We start from the raw sequence: 15,410 nt of genomic DNA on the forward strand, positions 1-15,410 counted from the left end.
ATTGCCTCACGCGCCCCTTGTTGCGGCCATGGCCTGAAAAACAGTCAGCTGCGGGTACCCGCCGAGGGCACCCGCAGCCACCCTGCTTTTTACAGGTACTGACCGGTGTTCGCCACCGTGTCGATGGAGCGTCCGGTGTCGGCGCCCTGCTTGCCGGTGATGAGCGTACGGATGTAGACGATCCGTTCGCCCTTCTTTCCGGAGATCCGGGCCCAGTCGTCCGGGTTGGTGGTGTTGGGCAGGTCCTCGTTCTCCTTGAACTCGTCCACGCACGCCTGGAGGAGGTGCGAGACGCGGATGCCCTTCTGCTTGTGGTCGAGGAAGTCCTTGATGGCCATCTTCTTGGCCCGGCCCACGATGTTCTCGATCATGGCGCCGGAGTTGAAGTCCTTGAAGTAGAGGACTTCCTTGTCACCGTTGGCGTAGGTGACCTCCAGGAAGCGGTTCTCCTCGGATTCCGTGTACATGTGCTCCACGGCCGTCTGGATCATGCTCTGGACGGTGGTGGTCTTGTCGCCGCCGTGCTCGCCCACGTCCTCGGGGTGGAGCGGGAGGCGCTCGGTGAGGTACTTGCCGAAGATGTCCTTGGCGGCCTCGGCGCCGGGACGCTCGATCTTGATCTTCACGTCCAGGCGGCCGGGGCGCAGGATGGCGGGGTCGATCATGTCCTCGCGGTTCGAGGCGCCGATGACGACCACGTTCTGCAGGCCTTCCACGCCGTCGATCTCGGCGAGCAGCTGGGGGACGATGGTGTTCTCCACGTCCGAGCTGACACCGGAACCACGGGTGCGGAAGAGGGATTCCATCTCGTCGAAGAAGACGATGACGGGGGTGCCCTCGCTGGCCTTTTCCCGAGCGCGCTGGAAGACCAGGCGGATCTGCCGCTCGGTCTCACCGACGTACTTGTTGAGGAGCTCGGGGCCCTTGATGTTGAGGAAGAAGCTCTTGCCGGTGGCCTGGCCGGTGACCTCGGCGACCTTTTTGGCCAGCGAGTTGGCGACGGCCTTGGCGATGAGCGTCTTGCCGCATCCGGGGGGCCCGTACAGCAGGACGCCCTTGGGCGGCCGCAGTTCGTGCTCCTTGAAGAGCTCGGGGTAGAGGTACGGCAGTTCGACCGCGTCGCGGATCATCTCGATCTGGCCGCCCAGACCGCCGATCTGCTCGTAGCCGATGTCGGGGACCTCTTCGAGGACGAGTTCCTCGACCTCGCTCTTCGGGACGATCTCGTAGACGTAGCCGGAACGGGGTTCGAGCAGCAGGGCGTCGCCGGGGCGGATGGTGATGTCCAGCAGCGGCTCGGCGAGCCGCACCACCCGCTCCTCGTCGGTGTGCCCCACCACGAGGGCGCGTTCGCCGTCCTCCAGGATCTCCTTGAGGGTGACGATGTCGCCGACGCGCTCGTACTCCATGGCCTCGACCACGTTGAGCGCTTCGTTGAGCATTACTTCCTGGCCGCGGCGGAGCTCTTCGAGTTCCACGCTTGGGCTGACGTTCACCCGCAGTTTGCGACCGCCGGTGAAGATGTCCGCTGTGCCGTCCTCGTTGGCCACGAGGAAGACACCGAAGCCGGCCGGCGGCTGTGCGAGCCGGTCGACTTCTTCCTTGAGGGCCACGATCTGGTCGCGGGCCTCACGGAGCGTGTTGGCGAGTCGCTCGTTCTGGGCGGACACCCCGGCCAGATTGGTCTGCAGCTCGACGATCCGCTCTTCGAGAATCCTCGTGTGTCGCGGAGAGTCGGCGAGCTTACGTCGCAGGACGGCGATCTCCTGCTCAAGGTAGGCAATCTGCCCGGACGGGTCGTCGGACCCTCGTCCCGGGCGGATGCCGCGGTTCATGTCGTCGTCGTGGGCTGCCACGGTCCTCACCTCCTCCAAGGGGAGCTGGACGCTTCCAGACCCTACCTGGGTGGGTGTCGATTGAAACCCCTAGATCACAAAGACTGTCAAGGTGTGTCGTCGGTCACCCTGCGCGCTCCCTCACGCCGAGTGGATACCCACTCAACGTGATTCAGAAGCGGACTGTTCCAAGGCCGGGTTGGTCAAAACCCTTCACGACGGACGTGAGTTGCCGTGCGAGCGCGTTCGACGCCCGACGGAAACCGGCCAAGGCGCCCCTGACTGAGAGTGTCCATGCGGACAGTGTCCGTCATGCGGCGGCACGAAACCCGAGATCGCGGAGAAAGGCCGTTCGAGCGGGCGGAGGTAGGGTCGACGATGTTCAACACCCGGCGGAAACAGGAGACATCACCGTGCAGGACGAGGCCGCGGCCGACGGCGAGGCGCTGGAGGTCTGGATCGACCAGGACCTCTGTACCGGCGACGGCATCTGCGCCCAGTACGCCCCCGAGGTCTTCGAGCTGGACATCGACGGTCTGGCCTATGTGAAGAGCCCGGACGACGAGCTGTTGCAGGACAAGGGCGCCACCACGATCGTGCCGCTGCCGCTCTTGGTCGACGTCGTGGACTCCGCCAAGGAGTGCCCCGGGGACTGCATTCACGTGCGCCGGGTCGCGGACCGGGTCGAGGTGTACGGGCCCGACGCGGCCTGAGTCTCAGCGGGTCGTCGTCAGACGTTCTGGGCGTTGCCGGGGGTGGATCGGACGAACGCGCCGTCCTGCCACTGCCACTTGGCGGTTTCCTTCACGTCGGGGCAGCAACTGGGCACGTCCGCCGTCGAGTAGCCGAGCAGTGTCGCGAGCACCGCGCCGTCGCGTACGGCGAAGTCGGTGACGGTCTCGCGGGCCTTCGGGGCGACCAGGGTGGCGACGACGCGCGGCTTGGCGGCGCCCGCTCCCTGGGTGAGGACGTAGACGCCGTCGGGCGGGGTACCCATGCCCGCGTCGCAGTGCACCACCGCGACGGTCTCCGGCCGTCCGTCGCCGTCGAGGTCTCCGGACGCCTTCTTCTGTACGACGGCCTTCACCGGGCCGCAGTCGAGCGGGAAGGCGACTCCTGTGGTCGCGGGGGCCGCGGCGGCGGGCGCGGACTTGGTCTGCGGGCCGGCGGCCTGGGCCGCGTGCGCGGAGTCGGGCTGGAGGCCCGAGGAGAGTGCCACGACGCCGGCGAGAGCCGTGGCGGTGGCGACCCAGTGGATGGGTCGGGTGTTCGTGTGTGCCAGTTCCAGTTCCGGGACGGCGGAGTGCTGCACTAGGAGTGTCTCCCGTGAGGGCTGTGCCGGTGGGGGTGGCCTGCATGTTGCCACACGGCACGGTGCGGGGGAACGGCGGGGTCGACAGTTCGTTCGCCCCGTCACACGGGAGGGTCCGACGGTGTCGGTACGTCGGAAGTCGGTGCGTCGGTCGGTGCGTCAGAAGAAAGACGCCGTGGCCGAGTTCCCGAGGATTTTCGGGAACTCGGCCACGGCGTTCGTACGTTGAGTGCGGCACAGGGCCGCCCTTGGGTGCGGCTCAGCGGCCGGCGGCGCCGCCACCATCGGCGTTCGGGCCGGTGTAGTCGTCGCCGTAGGCACCCTTGGAAGGGCGGCGGCGGCGCATCGGCGGCTCGACGCCGTCCGCGAGGCGGCGGGCGGTGAGGAGGAAGCCGGTGTGGCCGATCATCCGGTGGTCGGGGCGGACGGCCAGGCCCTCGACGTGCCAGTTGCGGAGCATCGTCTCCCAGGCGGTCGGCTCGTTGAAGGAGCCGATCTCGCGGATGGACTCGACGGTCCGCGCGAGCTGGGTGGTGGTCGCGACGTAGCAGCACAGGATGCCGCCGGGCACGAGCGCCTTGGAGACGGCCTCCAGGCACTCCCAGGGAGCCAGCATGTCGAGGATGACGCGGTCGACGTCCAGGTCGGAGAGGTTGTCCTGGAGGTCGCCGACGGTGAGCTGCCAGGCGGGGTGCGGGCCGCCGAAGTAGCGCTCCACGTTCTGCTGGGCGATCTCGGCGAAGTCCTCGCGGCGCTCGTAGGAGTGCAGCATGCCCTGGTCGCCGATGGCGCGCAGCAGGAAGCTGCTGAGCGAGCCGGAGCCGACGCCCGCTTCCACGACGCGTGCGCCGGGGAAGATGTCGGCGAAGGCGAGGATCTGCCCCGCGTCCTTGGGGTAGACCACGGCGGCGCCGCGGGGCATGGAGAGGACGTAGTCGGGGAGCAGGGGGCGCAGCGCGAGGTAGGCGACGTTTCCGGTGGTGCGGACAACGCTGCCCTCGGGAGCACCGATCAGTTCGTCGTGCGGGAAGGAACCCTTGTGGGTGTGGAAATTCTTCCCGGCTTCGAGCGTGAACGTGTAGTGGCGGCCCTTGGGGTCGGTCAGCTGAACCTGGTCCCCGACCTTGAAGGGCCCGCGCCTGCGGGCGGCACCGGTCGGTTCGGACATGTGACCAGCCTACCGGCGTTTGCCGGGGCCGCCGACCACGCGCGCGTGCGTCAGTTCGGGCGCGCCATGGCCTTCACGAAGGCGCGCTCTACGTCGGCGGCGGACAGGACGCCGTAGATCTCGCCGGTCTCCTCGACCACGAGGTACTCGGTGGCGGGGGTGGCGCGCAGGGCGTCGAGGAGGTCCTCTCCGGCCAGTTCCACGGAGACGCGCATGCCGTCCGTGAGGTCCTGGGCGAGGCCGCTGACGACGACCCAGGGGCGACGGTGTTCCGGGACGCCGACGATGGCGGCCTCGCGGACGAGGGAGAGGGGCTGGCCGTCGGCGTCGACGACGACCAGGGCGCGGGCGCCGGCGGCGTTGGCGCGGCGCAGGGCCTCGGAGAGCGGGGTGTTGGTCTCGACGGGGACCGCGCGGCGGGTGAGGTTGCGGGCGCGGAGTTCCGGGAGGTGTTCGCGCAGTCGGGCCATACGGAGGCTGTTGCCGGCGCCGGTCCAGATGATCGCGGCGAGGATCGCGGCGAGCAGCGCGTCCGTGACGGTGTCCATGCCGCTGATGTCCTCGGTGTTGGTACCGAGGGCGCCGGTCTGGGTGAGCAGCGGGAGGCCGATCAGGACGGAGACGGCGAGGGCGCGGCCGACCCAGGCGGCGGCGATGGTGCCGCTCATGGGCCTGCCGGTGATCTTCCAGACGACGGCACGGAGCATGCGGCCGCCGTCGAGGGGCAGGCCTGGCAGGAGGTTGAACACGGCCACGATGAGGTTGGAGACCATCAGGCCGGCCAGCAGCACGCCGGGGACGGTGCCGGGTTCGACGGGCAGCATGGCCAGGTAGAAGATGCCCGAGAGGATCAGCGAGAGCAGCGGGCCGACGAAGGCCAGCACGAACTCCCTGCCGGGGGTCTCGGCCTCCTTCTCGATCTCGGAGACTCCCCCGAAGAACTGCAACTGGATGCGGCGGACCGGGAGTTTGAAGCGGAGTGCGGCGACGGTGTGGGCGAGTTCGTGCACCAGGACCGAGCCGTAGAAGGCGACCGCGAAGAAGAGGGCCACGAGGTAGCGGGCCGCGCCGAGCTCGGGCAGCACGCGGTCCAGCTGACCGCCGAACACCCAGGTGATGAGCGCGGCGACGAGGAACCAGCTGGGCGCGACGTAGACGGGCACACCGAAGGGCCGCCCCATGAGCAGGCCGCCGCCGGGCTCCTTGGGGCGCTGTGGGGGGCGGCCCTTGGCGATGCGGGGGTCTGTGTGGGGTGGGGCGTTGGGGTCGGTGTGGGCGTAGGGGAGGTTCGGGTGGCTGGGGGTGTGGTCGGCGCCATGGTCTTCGGCCGTGGGGGTGCCGTCACGTTTCGGCTCACCGTTCAAGCGGGCGGGCGACGTGGGGGCGGGTGTCGTGCTGCCGGGCTCGCTGTGGTCCTGTGCCGCGGGCGCCGTGCGGTGGTTCGTGGTGGGGCCGGAGGACCCTGAGGACGTCTCCGTCTCCTCCGCGCCGTTCTCGGCGTCGGCGGACTCGGACGGTGATCCCGGTTCCGTACGACCCTCTGCGGCAGGCCCGGACGACGTGCCCGGCTCCAAGTCGCCGTCGTGCGTGGTGTGTTCGAGCGGCGCGGTCGCCTCCTCGCGGGGCTCGGTCGAAGAGCGCTCGTGTTCACGGTCCTGGGACGAGGCGGTTGTGGCTTCACGTACCCCGGACGAAGCGTCCGTGGCCCCACGGTCCCCGGACGACGTGCTTCCGTCGCCCTGGTCCTGGGACGTCCTGCTCGCGTCCCCACGATCGCCGGACGACGTACCCGTGTCCCCGTGCTCTCCGGACGACGTTCCCGTGGCCCTGCCCTCTCCGTCTGTGCCGTGCTCGGGTGACTCGGTCGCGCTCCCGTGCTCCGCGGACGACGTGTCCGCGTCCCCGCGCTCCCGCGAGGGCGTCTCGGGCTTCTGGTGGGCGGAGTCGTCCGGTTTCGGTTCGGGAGTGCCGGGGTCGGTGGTCGGGGTCGTGGCACCCGGGGCGTGTTCGGTCGGCTCGTTGGTGCCGGACCGCGGCTGCCCGCTCCCGCCGCTCTCGTCCACGGTGTCCCCTCGTTCGAAGCATCCTCCGCGCCAGCCGGGCGGAGGGGTCTCGGGTCGATGGTATGCGGCGGTCGCGACGCGTTCCGCCCCGGCACCCCCCGCGTTTCCCCGGCCGTCGCGGGCTCGTCGGCCGGGATCGGGTCACTGTCAGTGGCGGGCCGTAAGGTCTGTGGGCATGGAGACCAGTGCGGAGGGCGTCGCGGGGACAGTCGGCGACGAGGGCGCGGCGGCGGGGCCGACCGCGGCGGTGACGGTGGAGACGGGGACGGTGGCCGTGGTCGAGCGCGTCGCCATAGCGCCTGCCTCGTTGTCGCCCTCGCGTGCCAGCGACTTCATGCAGTGCCCGTTGCTGTACCGGTTCCGGGTGATCGACCGGCTCCCGCAGAAGCCCAGCGAGGCGGCGACCAGGGGGACCCTGGTGCACTCGGTGCTGGAGCGGCTCTTCGACGCGCCGGCGGCCGAGCGTACGGCGCCGCGGGCCAAGTCACTGATCCCCGGGCAGTGGGACCGGCTGCGGGAGTCCCGGCCGGAGGTCCTGGAGCTGTTCGCCGATGATCCCGAGGGCGAGCGGCTGGCGCGCTGGCTCGGGGAGGCGGAGCGGCTGGTCGAGCGGTGGTTCTCCCTGGAGGATCCGACGCGGCTGGAGCCCGCCGAGCGCGAGATGTTCGTCGAGGCCGAGCTGGATTCGGGGCTGAAGCTGCGCGGGATCATCGACCGGGTCGATGTGGCGCCGACGGGCGATGTGCGGATCGTCGACTACAAGACGGGCAAGGCGCCCCGGCCCGAGTATGCCGAGGGTGCGCTGTTCCAGATGAAGTTCTACGCCCTGGTGGTCTGGCGGCTGAAGCAGGTCGTCCCGCGGCGGCTCCAGCTGGTGTATCTGGGCAGCGGGGACGTGGTGACGTACGACCCCGTCATCGCCGACCTGGAGCGGGTGGAGCGCAAGCTGCTGGCCCTGTGGGAGGCGATCCGGCTGGCCACGGAGACGGGCGACTGGCGCCCGCGCCCGACCAAGCTGTGCGGCTGGTGCGACCACCAGGACGTGTGCCCGGAGTTCGGCGGCACTCCCCCGCCGTATCCGTTGCCGGTGCGGAGGGCCGACGGCGGTTCTGACCGGGGTGCTGAGGCGGCGGGTGGAGCTTCCGCTGAGGGTGTTGAGGCCGTGGGCGGTGCTTCCGCTGAAGGCACCTCGGGTCCGGAGGCTGCGGACGATCCCTCCGCCAACGGGTCACAGAGGGGGTCGTAGGCGACGGACCGACCTTCCGCCAAGGGTCCGTCCGTACGGCGCCACCGCCACAGGTCCGGACACAGTGAACCGCGTCCCAACGCCCCGTCCCACCAAGACCCGACAGCCGCCCCCAAGGCCGGTCGAGTCGTCCGGCGGTGCGCAGGGCAGAATGGGCCCGGGCTAGCGAAGGAGATTCACGTGGCCATCCGCGTCCTACTGGTTGATGACCAGCCGCTGCTGCGAACCGGGTTCCGGATGATTCTGGAGGCGGAGCAGGATCTCGCGGTCGTCGGTGAGGCCGGTGACGGTCTGCAGGCGCTCGACCAGGTGCGTGCTCTGCAGCCCGATGTGGTGCTGATGGACATCCGTATGCCGCGGATGGACGGGGTGGAGGCGACCCGGCAGATCACCGGTCCCGGTCGGGACGGTCCGGCGAAGGTGCTGGTGCTGACCACCTTCGATCTCGACGAGTACGTCGTGGAGGCGTTGCGGGCCGGCGCCAGTGGCTTCCTGCTCAAGGACGCGCCGGCGAACGAACTCGTGCAGGCGATCCGGGTGGTGGCCTCCGGTGAAGCGATGCTCGCGCCCAGCATCACGCGGCGCCTGCTCGACAAGTACGCCAGTCATCTGCCGTCGGGTGACGAGCCCGTCCCGGACGCCCTGCACACGTTGACCGAGCGTGAGGTCGAGGTGCTGAAGCTGGTGGCGCGCGGGCTGTCGAACGCGGAGATCGCCGCCGACCTGTTCGTCAGCGAGACCACCGTCAAGACGCATGTGGGGCACGTCCTCACCAAGTTGGGCCTGCGCGACCGGGTCCAGGCCGCGGTGTACGCGTACGAGAGCGGGCTGGTGCGCCCCGGCGCGCAGTAGACACCGGTTACGTACGAAAGAGGGCGCCCCTTCCTGACAGGGGCGCCCTCTTCGTGTCTGCGGGCCCGGGCCAACAGGCCAGTGGCCGGTCCCGCCGGATTCGACGGGACCGGCCACTGGTCGAGCTTGTTCAGCGCGCGACCGCGCTGTCAGTTGCCCACGCCTCGGCCCAGCTCCCAGAGCTGGAGGGTCGAGGAGGAGTTGAGCACGTACGCGGTGCCCGTGACGTCGTCGCGGGCGGCGACGTACTGCTTGCCCTGCCACAGCGGGATCAGCGGGACGTCGGTGGCGACGATGTCCTGGATGGCCGTGAGGCTCTTGGACGCGGCGAGGCGGTCGGCCTCACGACGGGACTCCGGGATCAGCGTGCTCCTGATCTTGGTGTTGTCGTACGGCGAGCCGAGGGTGTTGTCCTTGTCGAGGAAGGGCGCGAGGTAGTTGTCGGCGTCGGGGAAGTCCGGGAACCAGCCCATCCCGTAGACGTCGTACTTGCCCTTCTGCTCGGCCGGGCGGAACGACGCCCAGGGAGTGCCCTTGATGCTGACGTCGAACAGGCCGCTGTCGTTGAGCTGCTTCTGGAGCTGCTCGAACTCTTCCTTGGTGGCCGAGCCGTAGTGGTCGGTCGTGTAGTTCAGGGTCAGCTTCACCGGAGTGGTGATGTTGGCCCCCTCCATCATCAGCTTGGCCTTGGCGACGCTCGGGTCGCCGTACTTGTTGAAGAACGAGTTCGAGTGGCCCGTGATGGTCGCCGGGACCATGGAGTAGAGCGGCTCGGCCTCGGTGCCGTAGACCTTGGAGACGAGTTCGCCGCGGTCGATGATCTGGGCCATCGCCTCGCGTACGGCCTTCGTCTTCACGGTCGGGGCGTCGGTGTTGAAGCCCAGGTAGCGGATTTCGAGGCCGGGCATCTCGACGAGGTCGACGTCGCCGTCCGTGTCGTCGCTGAGCTTCTGGATCTGCTCCGGCGACATGGTGCGCGTCATGACGTCGATGTCGCCCTTGCTGATGGCGCTGCCCATGGAGTCGGCGTCGGCGAAGGAACGCATCTCGACCTTGTTGTTGTTCACCTTCAAGGCACCCTTGTAATTGGGGTTCTTGGTGAAGGTGGCCGTCGTGATCGCGTCGCCCTTCTTGGACACCGAGAGGGTGTACGGGCCGGAGCCGTCGATGTCGAAGCCGTCGCGCAGCTTGTCCTTCTGGTAGTCGTCCGGATTCACGATGCCGGCGACGGGAGTGGACAGCTTGTACGGGAACGTGGCGTCGGCCGTCTTCAGGTGGAAGATGACCTCGCGGTCGCCCTGGGTCTCGACGGTGTCGACGGTCGACAGCAGGGCGAACACACCGCTGTCGGCCTTGATGCGCATCGCGCGGTCGATGGAGTACTTCACATCTTCCGCGGTGATCTTGTCGCCGTTGGCGAACTTCAGGCCGTCGCGCAGGGTGCAGGCGTAGCGCTCGTTGCCGGTGTCGGTGAAGCCGCACTTCTCGGCGGCCTCGGGGACCGGGTCGCCCTCGCCCTTCGGCTGGATCATCAGGGTCTGCACGGTCTGGCGCAGGATGTTCCAGGTGCCGACGTCGTAGGCGTAGGCGGGGTCGAGCGGCGCCGGAGCGTCCTTCGTCGCCTCGAACCGGTCCGTGGTGCCGACGATGATCGCATCGTCGCTGGAACTCCCGCTGCCGGAGCCGCCACACGCGGCGAGCACCGGCGCGAGCAGGCCGACGACGGCCGGCAGCACCAAAGTCTTGCGGTTCATGCGGGAGTTTCTCCAGAGCTGTTCGAGTCCGTGTACCCGGCATGCATGGGGTGGTGATGCCGACTCACGGGGATAAGGGCGATGTTCTCGCGTTGAGATTAGTCCGGACCCGCACGGGGGTTCACGGTCACCGTAGTTGAGTTCCCATCACGCTGCGGAACCGGCTGTGGACAGACCGAAAACCCGCCGAGGGAAGGATTAGTGCAGGCTTTCACCAATCGGGACACAAGGGTGCGTGATCAGCCCCAGAAATGGGGTGAACAGCACAGGGCGACGACGATGTCGACCCCCCTGCACGTGGGGAACCTCACATGCTTCAACTCAGTTGGAGAGCAACGGAATTCGGCCGGTCGATCACGTCCGAATTCCTTTCCCATTGGACTTTGCACGCTCGGTGAACGGCTGGCGCATTTCCGTCATCAGTCGGCCATCAGTCCGCGAAGAAATGCCAGGTCGACGACTTCCAGGGAGGTCACGACGGTGCGCCGGTCGGCCGGGGCGATGGGTGCCACGGACGGTACGGCCACCACCAGACAGCCCGCCGCCTCCGCCGCCGCGACACCGGTCGCGGTGTCCTCCACGACGGCACAGCGGGCCGGGTCCACGCCGAGTCCGGCGGCGGCGAGCAGGTACGGGTCGGGGTACGGCTTGGTGCGCGCGACCTCGTCGCCGGCGACCGTCAGCGCGAAGTGCTGGGGGCCGAGCGCGGTCAGGACGCGGTCGATGATGCGCCGGTGCGAGGCGGAGACCAGGGCCGTCGGGATCTCGTACTCCGCCAGCTCGGCCAGGAGTCTGGCGGCGCCCGGCATCAGCGGCAGGCTGCGCCCGATGCGGTCCTCGAAGCCCGCGTTCAGCAGGACGGACAGCTCGGCGAGGGTGATGTCGGCGCCGGTGGCCTCGATCAGGAAGCCGGCGCTGCGGGTCATGGGGCCGCCGACCACGACATGGCGCCAGGAGTCGTCGAGGTTGTGTCCGAGGGCGGCGAAGACCTCGACCTCGACCTCCCACCAGAAGCCCTCGGTGTCCACCAGGGTGCCGTCCATGTCGAGGAGTACGGCCTGGAGTGCTGAGCCTTCGGCCGTACGGGTTCCGAGCGCGGGGACCGTGCTGGTCATCCTGGCGCACCTCCTTGAGGGACGATCAGGCCGGCCGCCCCTGATACCAACAAGGGCGACCGGCCTGCGGTGGACCGACCAGTGTACGACTTATCCGATCAGTGCGCTTGTCCGTTCCGTGCGCACACCCGATCGGCGTACTCGTCCGCTCAGCGCGCGTTGAAGTACTTCGCCTCCGGGTGGTGGATGACGATCGCGTCCGTGGACTGCTCCGGGTGCAGCTGGAACTCCTCCGAGAGGTGGACGCCGATGCGCTCCGGCTCCAGCAGGGCGGCGATCTTCGCGCGGTCCTCCAGGTCGGGGCAGGCGCCGTAGCCGAGGGAGAAGCGGGCGCCGCGGTACTTGAGGGCGAACATGTCCTCGACGTCGGCGGGGTCCTCGCCGGCGAAGCCGAGTTCGGAGCGCACGCGCGCGTGCCAGTACTCGGCGAGCGCCTCGGCCAACTGGACGGACAGGCCGTGCAGTTCGAGGTAGTCGCGGTAGGCGTTCGCCTCGAAGAGCTTCGCGGTCTCCTCGCCGATGCGGTTGCCCATGGTGACGATCTGGAAGCCGACGACGTCGGTCTCGCCGGACTCCTCCGGGCGGAAGAAGTCGGCCAGGCAGAGACGGCGGCCGCGGCGCTGGCGCGGGAAGGTGAAGCGGGTGCGCTCGTTGCCCTGGTCGTCCAGGACGATCAGGTCGTCGTCCTTGGACACGCAGGGGAAGTAGCCGTAGACGACGGCCGCTTCGAGGAGGTTGTCGGTCTGGAGCCTGTCCAGGAGGCCGCGCAGGCGGGGGCGGCCCTCGGTCTCGACGAGTTCCTCGTAGGTCGGTCCGTCGCCGGCGCGGGCCTGCTTGAGGCCCCACTGGCCCTTGAAGAGGGCGCCCTCGTCCAGCCAGGACGCGTACTCCTTGAGCTGGATGCCCTTGATGACCCGGGTGCCGCGGAACGGCGCCTCGGGGATCGGGTTGTCGACGGACACGTCGGAGCGGACGTGGCCCTCCTCGGGGCGCTCCTCGACCTCCACGGCCGCGCTCGCCCGCACCCGGCGCTGCTTGAGCTCGGGCAGCTTCGCGCCGGGCACGCCCCGCTTGACGCCGATCAGGGCGTCCATCAGGCGCAGCCCCTCGAACGCGTCGCGGGCGTACCGGACTTCGCCCTCGTAGATCTCGTGCAGGTCCTGCTCGACGTACGCCCGGGTCAGCGCGGCACCGCCCAGGATGACCGGGTAGTCGGCGGCCATCTTGCGCTGGTTGAGCTCCTGGAGGTTCTCCTTCATGATCACCGTGGACTTGACCAGGAGGCCCGACATGCCGATGACGTCGGCGCGGTGCTCCTCGGCCGCTTCGAGGATCGCGGAGACCGGCTGCTTGATGCCGAGGTTGACGACGTTGTAGCCGTTGTTGGACAGGATGATGTCGACGAGGTTCTTGCCGATGTCGTGGACGTCGCCGCGCACGGTGGCGAGCACGATGGTGCCCTTGCCCTCGGCGTCCGACTTCTCCATGTGCGGTTCGAGATAGGCGACCGCCGTCTTCATGACCTCGGCGGACTGGAGCACGAACGGCAGCTGCATCTGGCCGGAGCCGAACAGCTCGCCGACGACCTTCATGCCGTCCAGGAGCGTCGCGTTGACGATGTCCAGGGCGGGGCGGGTCTGCAACGCCTCGGCGAGGTCGGCCTCCAGGCCGTTCTTCTCGCCGTCGATGATCCGGCGCTTGAGGCGCTCGTCCAGCGGGAGGGCGGCCAACTCCTCGGCGCGGCCCGCCGTCCGGGACTTCGTGGTGGCGCCCTCGAACAGGGCCATCAGCTTCTGGAGCGGGTCGTAACCCTCGCGGCGGCGGTCGTAGACCAGGTCGAGGGCCGTCTGCACCTCTTCCTCGGTGAACCGGGCGATCGGAAGGATCTTCGAGGCGTGCACGATCGCCGAGTCGAGGCCCGCCTTGACGCACTCGTCGAGGAAGACGGAGTTGAGCAGGACGCGGGCGGCCGGGTTGAGGCCGAAGGAGATGTTGGAGAGGCCCAGCGTGGTCTGGACGTCGGGGTGGCGGGCCTTGAGGCGGCGGATCGCCTCGATGGTGGCGATGCCGTCGCCGCGGGACTCCTCCTGGCCGGTGCAGATGGTGAAGGTCAGGGTGTCGATGAGGATGTCCGACTCGTGGATGCCCCAGTTGCCGGTCAGGTCGTCGATCAGCCGCTCGGCGATGGCGACCTTGTGCTCCGGGGTGCGGGCCTGGCCCTCCTCGTCGATGGTCAGCGCGATGAGGGCGGCGCCGTGTTCCTGCGCCAGCCCGGTGACCTTCGCGAAGCGGGACTCGGGGCCGTCGCCGTCCTCGTAGTTGACGGAGTTGATGACCGCGCGGCCACCGATCTTCTCCAACCCGGCCCGGATGACCGGGACTTCGGTGGAGTCCAGGACGATCGGGAGCGTGGAGGCGGTGGCGAAGCGGCCGGCGAGTTCCTCCATGTCGGCGACGCCGTCGCGGCCGACGTAGTCCACGCAGAGGTCCAGCATGTGGGCGCCCTCGCGGATCTGGTCGCGGGCCATCTCCACGCAGTCGTCCCAGCGGCCGTCCAGCATGGCCTCGCGGAACTTCTTCGAGCCGTTGGCGTTGGTGCGCTCGCCGATCGCCATGTAGGCGGTGTCCTGGCGGAACGGGACCGTCTGGTAGAGCGACGCGGCGCCGGGCTCGGGCTGGGGGTGGCGCTCGGTCGGCGAGGCCTCACGGACTCGCTCGACGAGCTGGCGCAGGTGCTCGGGGGTCGTACCGCAGCAGCCGCCGACCAGGTTCAGGCCGTAGTCGCGGACGAAGTGGTCCTGCGCGTCCGCCAGGCCCTCGGGGTCGAGCGGGAAGTGGGCGCCGTCCTTGGTGAGGATGGGCAGGCCCGCGTTCGGCATGCAGAGCAGCGGGGTGCGCGAGTGGCGTGCCAGATAGCGCAGGTGCTCGCTCATCTCGGCCGGGCCCGTCGAGCAGTTCAGGCCGATCATGTCGATGCCGAGGGGTTCGAGCGCGGTGAGCGCGGCGCCGATCTCGGAGCCCAGGAGCATGGTGCCGGTGGTCTCGAAGGCCATCGAGACCAGGAGGGGTACGTCGACGCCGGTCGCCTCCATCGCGCGCTTGGCGCCCAGGATCGACGACTTGGTCTGCAGGAGGTCCTGGGTGGTCTCCACGATCAGGGCGTCGGCGCCGCCTGCGAGGAGGCCCTCGGCGTTGGCCTGGAAGCCGTCGCGCAGGGTGGCGTAGCCGATGTGACCGAGGGTGGGCAGCTTGGTGCCGGGGCCGATGGAGCCGAGGACCCAGCGCCGGCGGCCGTCGCGGGCGGTGAAGTCGTCGGCGGTCTCGCGGGCGATGCGGGCGCCGGCCTCGGAGAGTTCGTGGACGCGCTCGGGGATGTCGTACTCGGCCATCGCGGAGTGGTTCGCGCCGAAGGTGTTCGTCTCGACGCAGTCCACGCCGACGCCGAAGTACTCCTCGTGGACCGAGCGGACGATGTCCGGGCGGGTGATGTTCAGAATCTCGTTGCAGCCCTCAAGGTTCTCGAAGTCCTCAAGGGTGGGGTCCTGCGCCTGGAGCATGGTGCCCATGGCTCCGTCGGCGACCACCACGCGGGTGGCGAGTGCCTCTCGGAGCGCGGACACACGGGTCCGGCTGTCGGCAGAAGGGGTCAGTGGCGACGAGGCCATGAAGGGGCTCCCTGGAGTGCGACGGCTGTCGGCTTTGCGGCTTCCCTGGGAACCTCTCACGGAACTCCCCGGGGAGCGTGCACGTCGCCAGGGTAACGGGGTCGGGCCGAGGGATGCTCGAAGCGTCCATGGGGCGGACCGGGGTGACGGGGAGGCGGACCGGGGTGACAGGAGGCCGATGGGGGTGACGGGGGCGGGCGATGGGGGTGACCAGGGTGGGCGATTGAGGTGACGGGCGGGTCAACGCCGTCTAGGTTCTCGCGACAAGTGACGCGACAGGAGACGTGACCGGAATCGGCCGACCATTAGCGGGAGGTCGGCATGGACCGGTAGTGTTCGACATTGCCGAACGGCGGCAGCGACGTCGCGCGTCGACGGTCGAACGGGACGGAGGCAGTAC

Annotated in this window: 10 protein-coding genes; 3 read left to right on the plus strand and 7 right to left on the minus strand. The window is 69.1% G+C overall.

What is annotated here, in order from left to right; translation table 11 throughout:
- Nucleotides 1–89: 89 nt before the first annotated feature.
- Nucleotides 90–1,856 carry a proteasome ATPase gene (gene arc, locus OG407_RS12475; protein ID WP_403590131.1) on the minus strand — a complete coding sequence of 589 codons (1,767 nt, stop codon included), beginning with the start codon at nt 1,854–1,856 and terminating at the stop codon, nt 90–92.
- A gap of 386 nt (nt 1,857–2,242) precedes the next feature.
- Between arc and OG407_RS12480 the strand changes: the two genes are divergently transcribed.
- Nucleotides 2,243–2,548 (plus strand): ferredoxin, encoded by a 306-nt coding sequence (locus OG407_RS12480; protein WP_327407345.1) that lies wholly within the window; start codon nt 2,243–2,245, stop codon nt 2,546–2,548.
- Between the two features lie 17 nt (nt 2,549–2,565).
- On the opposite strand, the gene OG407_RS12485 is transcribed toward OG407_RS12480, so the two are convergent.
- The 3 genes from OG407_RS12485 to OG407_RS12495 form a co-directional block, all read right to left on the minus strand.
- The gene (locus tag OG407_RS12485) at nt 2,566–3,147 is read right to left on the minus strand and encodes a hypothetical protein (RefSeq protein ID WP_405857686.1); all 582 of its coding nucleotides are present in this window, start codon (nt 3,145–3,147) and stop codon (nt 2,566–2,568) included.
- Nucleotides 3,148–3,406: 259 nt separating this feature from the next.
- Nucleotides 3,407–4,315 carry a tRNA (adenine-N1)-methyltransferase gene (locus OG407_RS12490; RefSeq protein WP_019059114.1) on the minus strand — a complete coding sequence of 303 codons (909 nt, stop codon included), beginning with the start codon at nt 4,313–4,315 and terminating at the stop codon, nt 3,407–3,409.
- A 50-nt stretch (nt 4,316–4,365) separates the two neighbouring features.
- Nucleotides 4,366–5,889, minus strand: coding sequence for a site-2 protease family protein (locus tag OG407_RS12495; RefSeq protein ID WP_405868373.1), 1,524 nt, complete (start codon nt 5,887–5,889; stop codon nt 4,366–4,368).
- Between the two features lie 664 nt (nt 5,890–6,553).
- On the opposite strand from OG407_RS12495, the gene OG407_RS12500 reads away from it, so the two are divergent.
- Together OG407_RS12500 and OG407_RS12505 are read left to right on the plus strand one after the other, a co-directional pair.
- A complete protein-coding gene (locus tag OG407_RS12500) occupies nt 6,554–7,624 on the plus strand; it encodes a RecB family exonuclease (protein WP_405857688.1) in 1,071 nt (356 codons plus the stop codon).
- Between the two features lie 180 nt (nt 7,625–7,804).
- A complete protein-coding gene (locus tag OG407_RS12505) occupies nt 7,805–8,476 on the plus strand; it encodes a response regulator transcription factor (protein WP_019059117.1) in 672 nt (223 codons plus the stop codon).
- Between the two features lie 149 nt (nt 8,477–8,625).
- Here the strand turns inward: OG407_RS12505 and OG407_RS12510 are convergent, their stop codons facing one another.
- The 3 genes from OG407_RS12510 to metH all read right to left on the minus strand — a co-directional run bounded on the left by OG407_RS12510 (nt 8,626) and on the right by metH (nt 15,010).
- Nucleotides 8,626–10,230, minus strand: coding sequence for an ABC transporter substrate-binding protein (locus OG407_RS12510; protein WP_405857690.1), 1,605 nt, complete (start codon nt 10,228–10,230; stop codon nt 8,626–8,628).
- Nucleotides 10,231–10,649: 419 nt separating this feature from the next.
- The gene (locus tag OG407_RS12515) at nt 10,650–11,345 is read right to left on the minus strand and encodes an HAD family hydrolase (RefSeq protein WP_405857692.1); all 696 of its coding nucleotides are present in this window, start codon (nt 11,343–11,345) and stop codon (nt 10,650–10,652) included.
- Between the two features lie 149 nt (nt 11,346–11,494).
- Nucleotides 11,495–15,010: a methionine synthase gene (gene metH, locus OG407_RS12520; protein WP_405857694.1), complete on the minus strand. Its 3,516-nt coding sequence runs from the start codon at nt 15,008–15,010 to the stop codon at nt 11,495–11,497.
- Nucleotides 15,011–15,410: the final 400 nt, after the last annotated feature.

Origin of the sequence: Streptomyces sp. NBC_01515 (assembly GCF_045040345.1) — a bacterium.
Classification (GTDB): domain Bacteria; phylum Actinomycetota; class Actinomycetes; order Streptomycetales; family Streptomycetaceae; genus Streptomyces.

Coding starts and splice junctions, on each gene's coding strand:
- OG407_RS12490 (WP_019059114.1), bottom strand. CDS start 4,315: ATGTCCGAACCGACCGGTGCCGCCCGCAGGCGCGGGCCCTTCAAGGTC.
- OG407_RS12500 (WP_405857688.1), top strand. CDS start 6,554: ATGGAGACCAGTGCGGAGGGCGTCGCGGGGACAGTCGGCGACGAGGGC.
- OG407_RS12510 (WP_405857690.1), bottom strand. CDS start 10,230: ATGAACCGCAAGACTTTGGTGCTGCCGGCCGTCGTCGGCCTGCTCGCG.
- OG407_RS12515 (WP_405857692.1), bottom strand. CDS start 11,345: ATGACCAGCACGGTCCCCGCGCTCGGAACCCGTACGGCCGAAGGCTCA.
- metH (WP_405857694.1), bottom strand. CDS start 15,010: ATGGCCTCGTCGCCACTGACCCCTTCTGCCGACAGCCGGACCCGTGTG.